Here is a 15213-nt window from a genome sequence, read left to right as displayed (position 1 = left end):
AATTTATAAAATATCTTTATTAATTAGTGTAAAATTAGATAAGATTAGTCCTAGCAAGAATATTATAAAAAATTTTATGAAATTATTAATTTTACAATTTACGGTGACTTGTGCTTGCTGTTTATTGATTTTTTTTAAAGCTTAATTATTTGTGATGTTAAATTTTTATTATTAATCATTCCATTATAACTATATCGTACCCTCAATGAGAGTACTCTAATTGGAAATAGTCATTATGCCAACATTAACGAAGATTACGTGGATAAAACCAGGGATGGCAACAAATCAACGTAAAATAGCGGATTATATTTTAGCCAATCCAGAAAAAACGGTGACTCTTTCATCACAACAACTCGCTGAAATTATGGGCGTTAGTCAATCAGCAATTGTTAAATTTAGTCAAAAGATAGGATTTAAAGGTTTTCCCTCATTAAAGCTCGCCATTAGTGAAGAACTTGGTAGGAAAAATGCTAACTCTGGGCACTATTCAAGTGTATTACATAATCAAATTGGCTCAGAAGATAGTTTAGTGGTTATTGCTCAAAAGCTCGCTCAAGAAAAAAATAATGCGATAAGTGATACAACTCGTCAAATAAATTATCTCCATTTTGAAAAAGTGATACAGCTTATTGATGAGGCTCAGAGAGTACAAGTGATTGGTATTGGTGGTTCTGGTTTAGTTGCAAAAGATTTAAGTTATAAATTGCAAAAAGTAGGTATCACAACACTGGTTGAAACCGATCACCATGTGCAAATTTCTGTTGCTCAAATGTTAAGTTCTAAAGATTTACAAATAGTTATTTCATACAGTGGTAAAAGAAAAGACATGTTAGTTGCAACGACAGTGGCAAAAAAACAAGGTGCAAAAATCATCGTGATTACAGGTGATAAGCGTTCTCCTCTTGCTCTTCTTGCTGATTATGTATTAGAAACAGTTGCGGATGAAGGTGAGTGGCGCAGTGCGTCTATTTCATCAAGAACTGCGCAAAATACAATTACAGATCTTATTTTTATGGCGTTATTGAAGAAGCGTGATGACAATGCTAAGACATTGGTTCTGAGTTCTCAGGCGTTAATTAATAGCCTGGATGATTAAGAATTTTGAACTAATTCAAAAAATTAATATTTAATGACGACTTTTTTTATTTATCACTAAAGTTATTCTCCCGTAAGCCGAAACGATAGTTATTTAGCGAGTGTTTTTTTAGTTGAGATATTTAATTTCAATTGCGAGGAGAATAACGAATGCGTAACAATCAACCGGTAACACAGCGAGAATATCCGGTCTCTGAGAACGCAACACTGATGTCAACGACTGATCCTAATGGCAATATTATTTATGCTAATGAGGACTTTGTTAAGGTGAGCGGTTTTTCACTGGAAGAGCTTGTAGGGCAACCTCATAACGTTGTTCGTCATCCTGATATCCCTTCTTTGGTTTTTAAGGATATGTGGAAAACGCTAAAGCAAGGTAATGTATGGACTGGCATTATTAAAAATCGCCGGAAAAATGGCGATCACTATTGGGTTAGAGCCAATGTAACGCCTATTATTCGTGAAGGTAAAATACAAAGTTTTATGTCGGTAAGAACGGCAGTAACAAAAGAAGAAATAGTACAAGCTTCCGCTCTTTATCTAGGTGTTAAACAAGGAAAATATCCATCAAATACCTTTTCAAAAGGTATTTTTATTTATAAAGGGTGGCAATCTTGGCGCTCTTGGTATCAAACCATATCGTTAAAAATACGTCTTCGTTTACTGATTTTTATTCCTTTTATTTTCATGCTTATTAGTGCGTGGTTTGCTGGCTTAAGAGAAAACGTTTTTTTTATACATTCTGCTATTTTGTTTTTTCTTTCTATTGTTATTGAACGAACTGCTTATTTTCAAATTGTGAAGCCAATAAGCTTATTAAGTGAGGAAGCTAATCAAGTCGCAACCGGTAATGAGCATAACGTTACTTATCTTAATCGTATTGATGAAATTGGAATGACTCAGCGTTCTGTGAATCAATTAGGACGAATGTTTCGCTGGTTAGTTAATGATGTTAGTCATCAAATTGATCAAGTTGGTCTTTCATGTGATCAACTGGCAGCAGGGAACCATGACCTGTATATAAGAACAGAACAAACGGCGAGTAATGTTCAAGCAACCGCATCGACAATGAATGAATTAACAACAGCGGTAAGCAATAATAGTGAGACAGCGGGAAAGGCCAATAATTTATCGACTATCACCTGTGATGCAGCGATTAAAGGGGGTACAGCAATGGATAATATCGTTAATACGATGAGTGATATTGCGAAAAGCTCCGATCGTATTAGTAATATCATTGGCGTGATTGATAGTATTGCTTTTCAAACTAATATATTAGCACTTAATGCTTCAGTGGAAGCCGCTCGTGCTGGCGCACAAGGTCGTGGTTTTTCTGTGGTTGCAACAGAGGTAAGAGAGTTAGCTCAACGTTGTGCTGAAGCGGCTAAAGAAATTAAAAAATTAATTAATACATCAAGTAACAATATTAAATTAGGTTCAAAGCAAGTCAACGATACTGTTAGCACGATGGGAAGTATTGTTGAGCATGTTAAAAATGTGACTTCATTGATTAGCGAAATTAGCCTTGCTTCATCAGAGCAAAGCGATGGATTAAAAGAGCTAGGACGTGCTGTTGAAAAATTAGAAGCGATTACTCATGATAATGCAGACTATGTTTCTAAAGCCTCTGCTATTTCAGGAGAAATGAAAACACAAACTCATTACTTAGTGAGCTCAATTAGTATTTTCCATTAAGTAAAAAACTCATTTTTTTAACAACATATTGAAAAGAAGTCTTTTTTATCATTAAAAAGCAGATAAAATTAATTAATAAATTTCATTTATTATCGAAATTCGTTTATATAAAAACGCTGTTTAATGGCTGAACAGCGTTTTTATTTTAATTATAACGTTATTGTTGATCAGTAGTAGTAAAGGAATTTGTCATCTCTTCCAGCGTTTCTTGTAGCTCCATCCATTCCATTTCAACATCTTCTAACGCTGATTTTGTGGTATTTTGACGATGTAAGTAATCCGAAAGCTCATTCTTACGATTAGCGTCATAAATATCACTGTCTGAAAGTGCAGATTCAATATGTGCTAATTCTTGTGTGAACTTATCCATTTTGCTTTCTAATACCGTAAGCTTTTTACGTAAAGGTTGTGTTTGTTGCCTAAATTCTGCTTCTTTACGTTTTTGCTCTTTTTTATCTTGTGCACTTAAATTCGTCGTTAATACACTTTCTTTATTTTGATTTTGTTGATCTTTATTTGTTTGGTTTTCTTGGCGATTTTGATCGACCAGCCATTGTTGGTAATCATCAAGATCTCCTTCAAAAGGCTCTACATGTCCATCATGCACAAGATAGAGATCATCTGTCGTTGAACGTAACAAATGCCTATCATGAGAGACAACAACAATTGCACCTTCAAAACTAATTAGTGCTTGCGTTAAAGCTTGTCGCATATCTAAATCAAGGTGGTTTGTTGGTTCATCCATAAGTAATAAGTTAGGACGTTGCCAAACAAGCAGTGATAGTACTAACCTTGCTTTTTCACCACCAGAAAATTGACCACAGGCATCTGTGACTTTATCACCATGAAAGCCAAATCCACCAAGGTAATCACGCAATTTTTGCTCTGTTTCTTTTGGTGCTAAACGCGCTAAATGCTGGAGGGCGGATTCATCAGAGCGTAAAAACTCTAATTGGTGCTGTGCAAAATAGCCAAGCTTAATGCCTTTAGAAAGCGCCATTTTTCCTTGTAATGGTTCTAGCTCACCAGCTAGAAGCTTGATAAGTGTTGATTTACCAGCGCCATTACGACCTAACAATCCAATACGCGAACCAGGAATTAAATTGAGTTTGATATCATTAAGAATGATTTTGTCACCATAACCTGCACTCACTTTTTCCATAGAAAGAAGGGGATTAGGTAAATTTTCAGGTTGGCGAAACTCAAAATGAAAAGGATTATCTAAATGTGCAGGTGCAACAAGCTCCATACGCTCTAGCATTTTTACACGACTTTGTGCTTGTTTGGCTTTTGTTGCTTTCGCTTTAAATCTATCAATAAAGCTTTGTAAATGAGCAATTTTAGCTTGTTGTCCTTCAAATAGTGCTTGTTGCTGTGCAAGTTTTGTTGCACGCTGAATTTCAAATGAAGAGTAGTTTCCTGAATATTCAAAAATCTTCTCTTGTTCGATATGTAAAATCTTACCCACAATAGGATCTAGAAAATCGCGGTCATGTGAAATCAAAATAAGTGTGCCTGAATAACTTTTTAACCATTTTTCAAGCCAAATGACAGCATCGAGATCTAAGTGGTTTGTTGGCTCATCAAGTAGCAATAAATCAGAACGGCAAATAAGCGCTTGTGCGAGGTTTAAACGCATTCTCCATCCACCAGAGAAAGATTTTACGGGTTCATCGAGTTGTTGTTGACTAAATCCTAATCCATTGAGTAATGTCGCTGCACGTGATTGGATAGACCATGCATTAATGGCATCTAATTGCCCATGAATAAGCGCAATGGCATGACCGTCATTACTATCATTTGCTTTTTGTAAACGACGTTCTAACTCGCGATATTCTCTATCACCATCAATAACGTAATCTATAGCGGGTATATCTAATGCAGGCGTTTCTTGGTTTACCCATGCCATAGCCCAAGTGCTTGGATAAGAAACATTACCTGCCTCTGCTTGAAGCTCGCCTTTTAATAAAGAAAGTAACGTGGTTTTACCACAGCCATTTTTACCCACAAGACCAATCTTTTGCCCAGGGTTAATTGTTGCATTGGCATTATCAAGTAATACCCTTACACCACGGCGGATTTGCAAAGAAGAAAAAACAATCATAAATATCGTCTATTAAGAGTATGTTAAATTAATATATAGAATAGGTTTTCGTAACAGTTGGTCACAATGCGTGCATGGTAACGGAAAAAACAGTTCCTGACACGCTTTGTAAGGAGGAATGATGCCAAATGCATCAAAAGTATTACTAGTGTATGTCCATCCTGAGCCGCGTCAATCTGTCGCTAATAAGGCGCTATTGAGTGCGGTTAAGGGCTTAGAGAATATTACTATCCATGATTTATATGCGACTTATCCTGACTTTTTTATTGATATACGACATGAACAATCGCTGTTGTGTCAGCACCAAGTGATTGTTTTTCAATTTCCATTGCAAACATATAGTTGCCCGGCTTTATTAAAAGAGTGGCAAGACAGAGTACTTACCCGTCCTTTTGCTAATAAATCTGAAAAAGCACAACTTAATGGCAAAGTATTTCGTTGTGTTATCACAACAGGTGAGCCTGAACATGCCTATCAACATAATGGAAAAAACCACTATACACTATCTGAATTATTACGACCTTTAGAGTTGATGGCGGAAATGTGCGGTATGCGTTGGTTATCTCCTATGATTATTTATTCGGCTAGACAACAAACAAAAATCACGCTCAATCATATTGGAGAAGCTTACGCAGATTGGTTAAGCGCACCTCTAGAAGGAGAGTCTCTCTGATGGAAGATAATTGGATGATTAAAGCGGTTCTCTTTTTTCTTTGTGCTGCTGTGATTATGGTTCCTATTGCACAACGCCTTAAAATTGGTGCTGTATTAGGTTATTTGATTGCAGGTATTGCTATTGGACCATGGGGATTAGGATTATTTAAAGATGTTGATGATATCTTACATTTTTCTGAGTTAGGCGTTGTTTTTCTGATGTTTCTCATTGGGTTGGAGTTAAATCCTGCGAAACTTTGGCAATTGAGACGTGCTATTTTTGGTGTCGGCTCGATGCAAGTCGTTTTTACAGCCTCTATTTTTACAGGACTTATTTTACTTTTAACCTCTTTTTCATGGCAGGCCGCAATTGTTGGGGGGTTAGGTATCGCGATGTCATCAACAGCAATGGCGTTGCAATTGATGAATGAAAAAGGAATGAATAATAACGAGGGTGGAAAATTAGGTTTTGCTGTTTTACTTTTTCAAGATATGGCGGTTATTCCTATTCTTGCTGTTATCCCACTACTTGCCGGTGAGACGGCAAGTAGCGATTGGTATCGTATTATATTAAAAATTGGAGCATTCGCAGCACTTCTGATTTGTGGTCGTTATTTATTACGTCCACTTTTTCGCTTAGTTGTGAAATCTGGTGTAAGAGAAGTCTTCACCGCTGCTGCGTTATTGGTCGTGCTTGGTGCTGCCATCTTTATGGAAACATTAGGTTTTTCTATGGCAATGGGGACATTTATAGCGGGTGTTTTATTAGCTGATTCAGAATATCGTCATGAATTAGAAATTTCGATTGAGCCATTTAAAGGATTATTGCTAGGACTTTTCTTTATCTCAGTCGGTATGTCATTAGATATTGGCATTTTATGGCAACACTTATTTCAGGTGCTTATTGGTGTTGTGATTCTAGTCTCAGTGAAAGGATTAGTGCTTTACAGCATTGCGCGTTTAGCAGGATTACGTTCATCAACACGTTTACAATTTTCAGCCGTCCTCAGCCAAGGTGGTGAGTTTGCATTTGTCGTCTTTTCTACGGCAATGACAATGAAAGTATTAGAAAGCCAACAGATGGCCTTGTTATTAGTGGTTGTCACTCTCTCAATGATGACAACGCCACTTGTGATGCAAATGACAGACGCGGTGTTATCACGTCGTTATAATGAGCCGGCAACAGATGAAGAGCAGTTTGTTGAAAACAACCATCCTGAAGTTATTCTTGTTGGCTTTGGTCGTATGGGACAAGTAGTTGGCCGCTTACTCATGGCAAATAAAATAAAGATCACAGTATTAGAGCATGATGTTGGTAGCTTAAGCACTATGCGTAAATACGGTTACAAAGTTTATTATGGTGATGCGACAGATTTAAATCTCTTAAGATCAGCAGGTGCAGAACATGCCAAAGCTATCGTGATTACGAGCAATGAAACTGAAGCAACAATGGAAATTGTGCAGTTATGTCAGCAACATTTTCCAGATTTACAAATTATTGCAAGAGCAAGAGGGCGTGTTGAAGCTCATGAATTATTAAAAGCAGGTGTTACACAGTTTAGTCGAGAAACTTTTTCAAGTGCTTTAGAACTAGGCCGAAAAACCCTTGTAGAATTAGGTATGCATCCTCATCAAGCTTATCGTGCACAACAGCATTTTCGTCGCTTAGACATGCAGTTACTGAGAAAATTGGTAGATGAATCACCAGATGAAGTCCCTAATATTTCGCGTGTAAAAGAATCGCGCCGAGAATTAGAAGAATTGTTTAACGAAGAAATTCGCCAAGAGCATCATCAGCCAGATGTTTGGGATGAAACGCTGACTGAGATTATTCCTGATGAAAATAGAGAAAAAAGATCCATTGATAAACAGGAGAATTGACCCCATGTCTGCAACTCGTAAACGTTTTATCGCCGGAGCTGTCTGTCCTCACTGTCAGGCTCAAGATACACTAAAAATGTGGCGAGAAGATAAAGTAGATATTGTGGAATGTGCACAATGTGGCCATCAACAGCGACAAACAGAGGGTGAGGTCAGTTCACTTGTTCGTAAAAATGAACAGGTCATCGGGATCTTTACACCACAATAATTGTAGGTTTTTTTGATTTAACCCGATACAGACGATCTATTTTTCGTTACAATCGGAAAAATTTTGCTCACGGGTATGTAGGAGATGTCATGAAAGTAGCAAACGACGTAGTAGTTAGTCTGGCTTATCAAGTAAGAACAGAAGATGGTGTTTTAGTTGATGAGTCTCCGGTAAGTGCACCGCTAGACTATCTACATGGCCGTGGTTCTTTAATCAGCGGTTTAGAAAATGCAATCACTGGGCGCGAAGCGGGTGAGAAATTTGATGTAGAAGTCGCGTCTGATGACGCTTACGGTCAATATGATGAAAACTTGGTTCAACGTGTACCAAAAGATGTTTTCGTTGGTGTTGATGAATTAGAAGTAGGTATGCGCTTCTTAGCTGATACAGATCAAGGCCCAGTACCAGTAGAAATTACAGGTATTGAAGGTGATGAAGTTATCGTTGATGGTAACCACATGTTAGCAGGCCAAAACCTGAAGTTTCATGTTGAAATCGTTGCAATTCGTGAAGCAACTGAAGAAGAGTTAGCTCATGGACATGTGCATGGTGAAGAAGATGAAGGCCATGAATGCTGTGGCGGTCATGGTCACTCTCATGAAGAAGAAAGCGGATGCTGCGGTGGCAGTGGTCATAACCACGGTGGTTGTGGTTGCCAGCACTAATCTTTATCAAAATATAGTAGAAAGGAGCGTAATTACGCTCCTTTTTTGTTATCGATATCGTCATAAATTTTGCTATTAATGCTATTGAATAGCTTAATAGTGAGGAGGCGGTGTTTCGTCTTCTGGTCTTGCGAGTAACGATGTTTGAGAGGCTTTTAGTCGCTCAGTGACAATTTTTAATGCTTCTTTAAAACGACTTATTTCAATTTGCTGTTGTGTGACCACCTGATTTAACTCTTCAATAGTTGCATCTTGGAAAGCAACTTTGCTTTCTAACTGTATGAGTAACTCTTCTATTTCTCTAATATCCATTATGATATTTCTCCTTGTTGGATGCCGTTTTTCGGCAAATATAATAGCCTAATGATAAAAATTTAATTTTATTTACTGATATATACACATGAAGACATAAATCTGGTTTGAGTTAAAAGACTATTTTGTTAATGTGATAACACGTAATGTTGACGAAAAATCCTAACATTAACTGTTAAGAGTGTCGGCAAATTTTTTTAATTCATAGAAATTGCTATTCGCGGATGAGATCTACACCGTAGTGGTAGCAAGAAGTAGTACAAAACGTCTTTGCTAAGATCTATTATGATCGTTTGTAAAACGTAGCGACTTACTAACCTATATTGGAGAATGGAATGAAATCTTTATTAAAAACGACGTTGCTGGCAACAAGTTTAGCATTTGCATTCAGTGCGCCACATGCGCTGGCTGAAGAAAACGCTAAAGTGCCAACATTAAACAGTGCGTTTAAAACTCAGGATGATCAAAATGCATATGCGTTAGGTGCGTCTATGGGTCGCTACATGGAAGCAGCTTTACAAGAGCAAAAAAATATTGGTATCGATTTAGACTCTAAACAACTGTTATCAGGTGTTCAGGATGCTTTCAATGGTAAATCTAAATTATCTGATAGTGAAATTGAACTGACATTAGCTGCTTTTGAAGATACTGTTCGCACTGCAGCGACAGCTAAAATGGAAAAAGAAGCAGGCGAAAACAAAGCTGCGGGTGATAAATTCCGTACTCAATTCGCATCTGAAAAAGGTGTCGTAAAAACAAAATCTGGCCTACTTTATTTAGTTGAATCAGCAGGTAAAGGTAAAACGCCAACAGATACCGATCGCGTAACAGTCAATTACAAAGGTATGCTGATTGACGGTAAACAATTCGATAGCTCTTATGATCGTAAAGAGCCTTTAACTATCAGCCTGAAAAGTGTCATTCCAGGCTGGACTGAAGGTCTGAAATACATCAAAGAAGGTGGCAAAATTAAGTTAGTTATTCCACCAGAATTAGGTTATGGCCCACGTGCAACTAGCGGTATTCCTGCTAACTCTACCCTGGTCTTTGAAATCGAATTATTAAATGTTGAAAAAGATAAATAATAATTAGGTTAAACCAAATTTTAAAATGCTGGGTTTTCATACCCAGCATTTTTTTGCGCTTAATTCAGGGTTATTTTTTTATAATAATATTTTTTTAGACGTGACAAACTTTGCTATCTATTCGCTAGAAAGGGTCATTAACGAAGCGAATACCATTACTAATATCAAAATATAAAGAAAAAAACGAAAAAGCGTGAGCTATCACAAAGCTCTTATTCTAAGTTACTTGACGTAGATCCTTTGACGATCTAACTTCTGAATGTTTTCACTCTATTTTTATTTTTGAATAATTTAATATTGAATTGATCTATAGGGATGGATCATTATAAAAATAGAGTATTAACTTATTATCATAATTAAAGCCGTTAAGGATTACATAATCAATGTCTAGCCCGCTATTTCATGGTGACAGTAATGAGTTTGAAAAATTAGATAGCCGACCTTTTACTCAAACTGATCACGAAATTTTAAAATCTTATGAAGCCGCCGTTGATGGCTTAGCAATGTTAATTGGCCATCACTGTGAAATTGTTTTGCACTCTCTGGAAGATTTGAAATGTTCAGCGGTGAAAATCGCTAATGGAGAACATACAGGCCGTAAAATTGGCTCTCCTATTACCGATTTAGCATTACAAATGTTACATGATATTACAGATGAAGATTCAAGTTTTTCAAAAGCTTACTTTACGCGAGCAAAAAGTGGTGCATTAATGAAATCCATTACGATTGCAATCCGCAATCGTGAGCGTCGAGTGATAGGTTTACTGTGTATTAATATGAATCTTGATGTGCCATTTTCTGAAATAATTAAAACCTTTATTCCAGAAGAGACACATGAAGTTGCTTCTGATGTTAACTTCGCTTCTTCTGTTGATGACTTAGTCGCTCAAACGCTAGAATTTACAATTGAAGAAGTCAATAATGATCGTGAAGTTGCTAATAATTCAAAAAATAAACAAGTGGTATTGAATCTTTATGAGAAAGGTATTTTTGATATCAAAGATGCCATCAACCAAGTTGCTGATAGATTGAATATCTCAAAACATACGGTATACCTCTATATTCGCCAATTTAAGAATGGAGAATAAACAGGCAATGAGTTCTTTGACGTATTGCTTGATTGTAACAGGACCACAATATGGTACTGAACAAGCGTCAAGTGCCTATTTGTTTGCAAATGCCTTGATTGAAAAAGGTCACCATATTGCTCAAATTTTCTTTTATCGCGATGGTGTGGCGAATGCCAATAAATTAACCACACCTGCAAGTGATGAATTTGATTTGTCTAGTGCCTGGGTTTCATTTGCTGAAAAACACAATATTCCTTTACAAGTGTGTGTGGCCGCAGCGCTGCGTCGTGGAGTGATTGATGTACAACAGGCAAAAGAACAAGGAAAAGAAACATCTAATATGGCATCAATATTTGAGCTTAGTGGGTTAGGGACTCTGGCGGAAACCTTGTTAACTTGCTCTAGAGTGGTGCAATTTTAATGAAGAAAATGAATTCGATAGCATTTCTTTTTACGCAAGCACCGCATGGCAATAGTGCAGGGCGCGAAGGTTTAGATGCTTTGTTGGCAACCTCCGCATTAACGGAAGATATTGGTGTTTTTTTCTTATCTGATGGTGTTTTTCAGTTAATCGATAATCAGCAACCTAACGTCATTTTGTCACGCCATCATGCAGCAACATTTAAAGTACTCCCCTTGTATGATGTGACAAACGTCTATATATCACAAGAAGACATCATTCATCGTGGTTTATCCTCTGACACGTCTTTTGTTTTGGATGCACAAGTGATATCTCGTCAAGACATTGCTCAGAAACTGAGTGAATATCAAGTGATACTGCGTTTTTGATACTCAGTTAGGAAGGATAACAGTTATGTTGTATACTTACGCCGCCTCTGTTTATCAAAGTGATTTAGAGGCGTTTCTATCTTTATTAACAAAAAACGATGAAGTTCTGTTAATTCAAGATGGTGTACTTGCAGTGCTTAAAGATAATCATTTGCTTAAATATTGTCTTGAGCAACAAATCCCAATTTATGCGTTAATTGATGATGTTTTAGCACGAGGCTTAAAAGATCAAGTTTTTCACACTATTAAACTCATCGATTATGGTGATTTTGTCGATTTAACGGTAAAACACCCCCAACAAATTCATTGGGGAGCGTAGAATTGCTGTATAATTCTTGACACATGAGCTCGTCAGCAATAAAATTCTGCGTCCTCATGTTTTGTCTTGGTGACAAGACAGAGTTCAAATCCGTGTTTACGAAGCAAAAACCAGGAGCTTTTTTTAAATGGCAACGATTAATCAGCTGGTGCGCAAATCTCGTAGCTCGAAAGTTGTTAAAAGCAACGTTCCAGCTCTGGAAGCTTGCCCGCAAAAACGTGGTGTATGTACTCGTGTATATACAACCACTCCTAAGAAACCAAACTCAGCACTGCGTAAAGTATGCCGTGTTCGTTTGACTAATGGTTACGAAGTTTCTTCCTACATCGGTGGTGAAGGCCACAACTTGCAGGAACACTCCGTTATCCTTATCCGTGGTGGTCGTGTTAAAGACTTACCAGGTGTGCGTTACCACACTGTTCGCGGTGCACTGGACTGTTCTGGTGTTAAAGACCGTAAACAAGGTCGCTCTAAGTACGGTGTGAAGAAGCCAAAGGCTTAATGGTTCTCCGTTAAGTAAGGCCAAACATTTTTTCACTATTAATGTCAAAATAAACTCATTGAGTTTTGGACAACCCTGAATTTTAAACGGAGTATTTCCATGCCACGTCGTCGTGTAATTGGTCAACGTAAAATTCTGCCAGATCCTAAGTTCGGATCAGAACTGCTGGCCAAATTTGTTAACATTCTGATGGTAGATGGTAAAAAATCTACAGCGGAATCTATCGTATATAATGCGCTTGAGACCCTGGCTCAGCGTTCAGGCAAAACTGAACTGGAAGCGTTCGAAATCGCATTAGATAACGTACGCCCAACTGTGGAAGTTAAATCCCGCCGTGTTGGTGGTTCAACTTACCAAGTTCCAGTTGAAGTACGCCCAGTTCGTCGTAATGCATTAGCAATGCGTTGGATTGTTGAAGCTGCTCGTAAACGCGGTGATAAATCCATGGCTCTTCGCCTGGCAAATGAATTATCTGATGCGGCTGAAAACAAAGGCGCTGCTGTTAAGAAACGTGAAGACGTTCACCGTATGGCAGATGCAAACAAGGCGTTCGCTCACTATCGTTGGTAATATCCGCGGTTTTGCAGCAACTCTTTTCAGGACAGCTATGCTGTCCTTTACCTGAATTGAACGCCCACGAGAGAGGAAAAAATGGCTCGTCAAACCCCCATAGCACGCTATCGTAATATCGGTATCAGTGCGCACATCGATGCCGGTAAAACCACTACAAGTGAACGTATTCTGTTTTATACCGGTGTAAACCATAAAATTGGTGAAACCCACGAAGGTTCAGCAACAATGGACTGGATGGAGCAGGAGCAGGAACGTGGTATTACTATCACATCTGCAGCGACTACTGCATTCTGGTCTGGTATGGCTAAACAGTTTGAGCCTCACCGTGTAAACATCATCGACACCCCAGGTCACGTTGACTTCACAATCGAAGTAGAACGTTCTATGCGTGTTCTTGATGGCGCGGTTATGGTTTACTGTGCAGTTGGTGGTGTTCAGCCTCAGTCAGAAACAGTATGGCGCCAGGCTAACAAATATCATGTACCACGTATCGCGTTCGTTAATAAAATGGACCGTATGGGTGCAAACTTCCTACGTGTTGTTGAACAAATCAAAACACGTCTGGCAGCAACTCCAGTTCCACTGCAAATTCCAGTAGGTGCTGAAGAACATTTCACCGGTGTTGTTGACTTAGTAAAAATGAAAGCAATCCGTTGGAATGAAGAAGACCAAGGTGTAACTTTCGAATACGAAGACATTCCTGCAGATCTACAAGATTTAGCAGAAGAATGGCACAACTTCCTGGTTGAATCTGCTGCAGAAGCATCAGAAGAACTGATGGACAAATATCTGGGCGGTGAAGAACTGACAGAAGCTGAAATTAAAGCAGCTCTGCGTAAACGCGTTCTAGATAACGAAATTATTCTGGTTACCTGTGGTTCTGCATTTAAGAACAAAGGTGTTCAGGCTATGCTGGATGCGGTTATTGAATACCTGCCAGCACCAACAGATGTACCTGCGATTAAAGGTCTTTTACCAGATGGTAAAGATACTCCAGCAGAACGTCATTCAAGCGATGAAGAGCCATTCTCTGCACTGGCATTCAAAATCGCAACTGACCCATTTGTTGGTAACTTAACCTTCTTCCGTGTTTACTCTGGTGTAATTAACTCAGGTGACACAGTACTGAACCCGGTTAAAGACAGAAAAGAACGTTTTGGCCGTATCGTTCAGATGCACGCTAACAAGCGTGAAGAAATTAAAGAAGTTCGCGCGGGCGACATCGCAGCGGCAATTGGTCTGAAAGACGTTACTACAGGTGATACTTTATGTGCGATTGATGCACCAATCATCTTAGAACGTATGGAATTCCCAGATCCAGTAATCTCGGTTGCTATCGAACCTAAGACTAAAGCTGACCAAGAAAAAATGGGTATCGCTCTGAACCGTCTGGCTCAAGAGGATCCATCTTTCCGCGTATCAAGTGATGAAGAAACTGGACAGACTATCATCGCTGGTATGGGTGAGTTGCACTTAGACGTATTAGTAGACCGTATGCGTCGTGAATTTAAAGTTGAAGCGAACGTAGGTAAACCACAGGTTGCTTACCGTGAAACTATTCGCGAAGAAATTACTGACGTTGAAGGTAAGCATGCGAAACAATCTGGTGGTCGTGGTCAGTATGGTCATGTTGTTATCGACCTTATTCCATTACCAGCAGGTGGTGAAGAGAACTATGTGTTTGTCAACGATATCGTTGGTGGTGTAATTCCTAAAGAATTCATCCCAGCAGTTGACAAAGGTATCCAAGAACAGCTGAAATCAGGTCCTTTAGCCGGTTACCCTGTTGTTGATATCAAAGCTCGTCTACACTTCGGTTCTTACCATGATGTTGACTCCTCAGAGATCGCGTTTAAAATTGCTGCATCTATGGCCTTTAAAGATGGCTTCATGAAAGCAAAACCGATTCTGTTAGAGCCAATCATGAAAGTTGAGATTGAAACGCCAGAAGATTACATGGGCGACGTTATCGGTGACTTAAACCGTCGTCGTGGTATGGTTGAAGGTATGGACGATTTACCTACTGGTAAGATCATCCGTGCTCAAGTACCACTGGCTGAAATGTTCGGTTATGCAACTGACCTGCGTTCACAAACTCAGGGTCGTGCTTCTTACTCTATGGAGTTCTTGAAGTACAACGAAGCGCCTAGCAACGTCGCTCAGGCTATTATCGAAGCTCGTAAAGCGAAATAAGATCCTTTCGAGTTCAATTTAGTTTACGCTCCTTCTATAAGAGGGAGCGATATTAAGGAATATAGTCG

At 38.5% G+C, this 15213-nt stretch carries 16 protein-coding genes; 14 read left to right on the top strand and 2 right to left on the bottom strand.

Annotation, left to right across the window (positions count from 1 at the left end):
* The first annotated feature begins 235 nt into the window (after window positions 1–235).
* Entirely contained in the window at window positions 236–1096 is an 861-nt protein-coding gene (locus M983_RS07155) for an SIS domain-containing protein (protein WP_066749238.1), read from the top strand.
* Window positions 1097–1245: 149 nt separating this feature from the next.
* Window positions 1246–2790, top strand: coding sequence for a methyl-accepting chemotaxis protein (locus M983_RS07150; RefSeq protein WP_066749236.1), 1545 nt, complete (start codon window positions 1246–1248; stop codon window positions 2788–2790).
* 157 nt (window positions 2791–2947) lie between these two features.
* Here the strand turns inward: M983_RS07150 and M983_RS07145 are convergent, their stop codons facing one another.
* The gene (locus tag M983_RS07145; protein WP_066749234.1) at window positions 2948–4894 is read right to left on the bottom strand and encodes an ABC transporter ATP-binding protein; all 1947 of its coding nucleotides are present in this window, start codon (window positions 4892–4894) and stop codon (window positions 2948–2950) included.
* A gap of 121 nt (window positions 4895–5015) precedes the next feature.
* Here M983_RS07145 and kefG point away from each other — a divergent pair, with 121 nt between their 5' ends.
* The 4 genes from kefG (at window position 5016) to slyD (ending at window position 8302) form a co-directional block, all read left to right on the top strand.
* Window positions 5016–5567: a glutathione-regulated potassium-efflux system ancillary protein KefG gene (gene kefG, locus M983_RS07140; protein ID WP_066749231.1), complete on the top strand. Its 552-nt coding sequence runs from the start codon at window positions 5016–5018 to the stop codon at window positions 5565–5567.
* On the top strand, window positions 5567–7429 hold the full coding sequence (kefB, locus tag M983_RS07135; protein WP_066749228.1) for a glutathione-regulated potassium-efflux system protein KefB: 1863 nt from the start codon (window positions 5567–5569) through the stop codon (window positions 7427–7429). Before kefG ends, kefB begins: the two co-directional genes overlap by 1 nt.
* Window positions 7430–7433: 4 nt before the next feature.
* The gene (locus M983_RS07130) at window positions 7434–7637 is read left to right on the top strand and encodes a YheV family putative zinc ribbon protein (RefSeq protein ID WP_066749225.1); all 204 of its coding nucleotides are present in this window, start codon (window positions 7434–7436) and stop codon (window positions 7635–7637) included.
* A gap of 89 nt (window positions 7638–7726) precedes the next feature.
* Complete coding sequence (gene slyD / locus M983_RS07125) at window positions 7727–8302, top strand: peptidylprolyl isomerase (protein WP_066749222.1); 576 nt, start codon at window positions 7727–7729, stop codon at window positions 8300–8302.
* Between the two features lie 93 nt (window positions 8303–8395).
* Here the strand turns inward: slyD and M983_RS07120 are convergent, their stop codons facing one another.
* On the bottom strand, window positions 8396–8614 hold the full coding sequence (locus M983_RS07120; RefSeq protein ID WP_066749219.1) for a SlyX family protein: 219 nt from the start codon (window positions 8612–8614) through the stop codon (window positions 8396–8398).
* Between the two features lie 335 nt (window positions 8615–8949).
* On the opposite strand from M983_RS07120, the gene fkpA reads away from it, so the two are divergent.
* From fkpA to fusA, 8 genes are all read left to right on the top strand, one after another.
* Window positions 8950–9699 (top strand): FKBP-type peptidyl-prolyl cis-trans isomerase, encoded by a 750-nt coding sequence (gene fkpA, locus M983_RS07115; protein WP_066749216.1) that lies wholly within the window; start codon window positions 8950–8952, stop codon window positions 9697–9699.
* A 383-nt stretch (window positions 9700–10082) separates the two neighbouring features.
* Entirely contained in the window at window positions 10083–10787 is a 705-nt protein-coding gene (locus tag M983_RS07110) for a helix-turn-helix transcriptional regulator (RefSeq protein ID WP_066749213.1), read from the top strand.
* A 7-nt stretch (window positions 10788–10794) separates the two neighbouring features.
* Window positions 10795–11190 carry a sulfurtransferase complex subunit TusD gene (gene tusD / locus M983_RS07105; protein ID WP_066749210.1) on the top strand — a complete coding sequence of 132 codons (396 nt, stop codon included), beginning with the start codon at window positions 10795–10797 and terminating at the stop codon, window positions 11188–11190.
* Window positions 11190–11558, top strand: coding sequence for a sulfurtransferase complex subunit TusC (gene tusC / locus M983_RS07100; RefSeq protein WP_083954568.1), 369 nt, complete (start codon window positions 11190–11192; stop codon window positions 11556–11558). The genes tusD and tusC overlap by 1 nt, the downstream gene beginning before the upstream one ends.
* A 25-nt stretch (window positions 11559–11583) precedes the next feature.
* Window positions 11584–11877, top strand: a complete 294-nt coding sequence (gene tusB, locus M983_RS07095; RefSeq protein WP_066749207.1) for a sulfurtransferase complex subunit TusB — start codon at window positions 11584–11586, stop codon at window positions 11875–11877.
* 127 nt (window positions 11878–12004) lie between these two features.
* On the top strand, window positions 12005–12379 hold the full coding sequence (rpsL, locus tag M983_RS07090; protein WP_066749204.1) for a 30S ribosomal protein S12: 375 nt from the start codon (window positions 12005–12007) through the stop codon (window positions 12377–12379).
* 99 nt (window positions 12380–12478) lie between these two features.
* Window positions 12479–12949, top strand: a complete 471-nt coding sequence (gene rpsG, locus M983_RS07085) for a 30S ribosomal protein S7 (protein WP_004246897.1) — start codon at window positions 12479–12481, stop codon at window positions 12947–12949.
* Window positions 12950–13030: 81 nt separating this feature from the next.
* On the top strand, window positions 13031–15145 hold the full coding sequence (gene fusA / locus M983_RS07080) for an elongation factor G (protein WP_066749201.1): 2115 nt from the start codon (window positions 13031–13033) through the stop codon (window positions 15143–15145).
* The last annotated feature ends 68 nt before the right edge of the window (window positions 15146–15213 follow it).

Origin of the sequence: Proteus myxofaciens ATCC 19692, from assembly GCF_001654855.1 — a bacterium.
Classification (GTDB): domain Bacteria; phylum Pseudomonadota; class Gammaproteobacteria; order Enterobacterales; family Enterobacteriaceae; genus Proteus; species Proteus myxofaciens.
The sequence above is the reverse complement of the archived record's forward strand: the minus strand, read 5'-3'. Positions and strand labels throughout refer to the sequence as shown.

Excerpts from the sequence above, each read along its gene's own strand:
- M983_RS07155 (WP_066749238.1), top strand. The coding sequence starts at position 236 with ATGCCAACATTAACGAAGATTACGTGGATAAAACCAGGGATGGCAACA.
- M983_RS07150 (WP_066749236.1), top strand. The coding sequence starts at position 1,246 with ATGCGTAACAATCAACCGGTAACACAGCGAGAATATCCGGTCTCTGAG.
- M983_RS07145 (WP_066749234.1), bottom strand. The coding sequence starts at position 4,894 with ATGATTGTTTTTTCTTCTTTGCAAATCCGCCGTGGTGTAAGGGTATTA.
- kefG (WP_066749231.1), top strand. The coding sequence starts at position 5,016 with ATGCCAAATGCATCAAAAGTATTACTAGTGTATGTCCATCCTGAGCCG.
- kefB (WP_066749228.1), top strand. The coding sequence starts at position 5,567 with ATGGAAGATAATTGGATGATTAAAGCGGTTCTCTTTTTTCTTTGTGCT.
- M983_RS07130 (WP_066749225.1), top strand. The coding sequence starts at position 7,434 with ATGTCTGCAACTCGTAAACGTTTTATCGCCGGAGCTGTCTGTCCTCAC.
- slyD (WP_066749222.1), top strand. The coding sequence starts at position 7,727 with ATGAAAGTAGCAAACGACGTAGTAGTTAGTCTGGCTTATCAAGTAAGA.
- M983_RS07120 (WP_066749219.1), bottom strand. The coding sequence starts at position 8,614 with ATGGATATTAGAGAAATAGAAGAGTTACTCATACAGTTAGAAAGCAAA.
- fkpA (WP_066749216.1), top strand. The coding sequence starts at position 8,950 with ATGAAATCTTTATTAAAAACGACGTTGCTGGCAACAAGTTTAGCATTT.
- M983_RS07110 (WP_066749213.1), top strand. The coding sequence starts at position 10,083 with ATGTCTAGCCCGCTATTTCATGGTGACAGTAATGAGTTTGAAAAATTA.
- tusD (WP_066749210.1), top strand. The coding sequence starts at position 10,795 with ATGAGTTCTTTGACGTATTGCTTGATTGTAACAGGACCACAATATGGT.
- tusC (WP_083954568.1), top strand. The coding sequence starts at position 11,190 with ATGAAGAAAATGAATTCGATAGCATTTCTTTTTACGCAAGCACCGCAT.
- tusB (WP_066749207.1), top strand. The coding sequence starts at position 11,584 with ATGTTGTATACTTACGCCGCCTCTGTTTATCAAAGTGATTTAGAGGCG.
- rpsL (WP_066749204.1), top strand. The coding sequence starts at position 12,005 with ATGGCAACGATTAATCAGCTGGTGCGCAAATCTCGTAGCTCGAAAGTT.
- rpsG (WP_004246897.1), top strand. The coding sequence starts at position 12,479 with ATGCCACGTCGTCGTGTAATTGGTCAACGTAAAATTCTGCCAGATCCT.
- fusA (WP_066749201.1), top strand. The coding sequence starts at position 13,031 with ATGGCTCGTCAAACCCCCATAGCACGCTATCGTAATATCGGTATCAGT.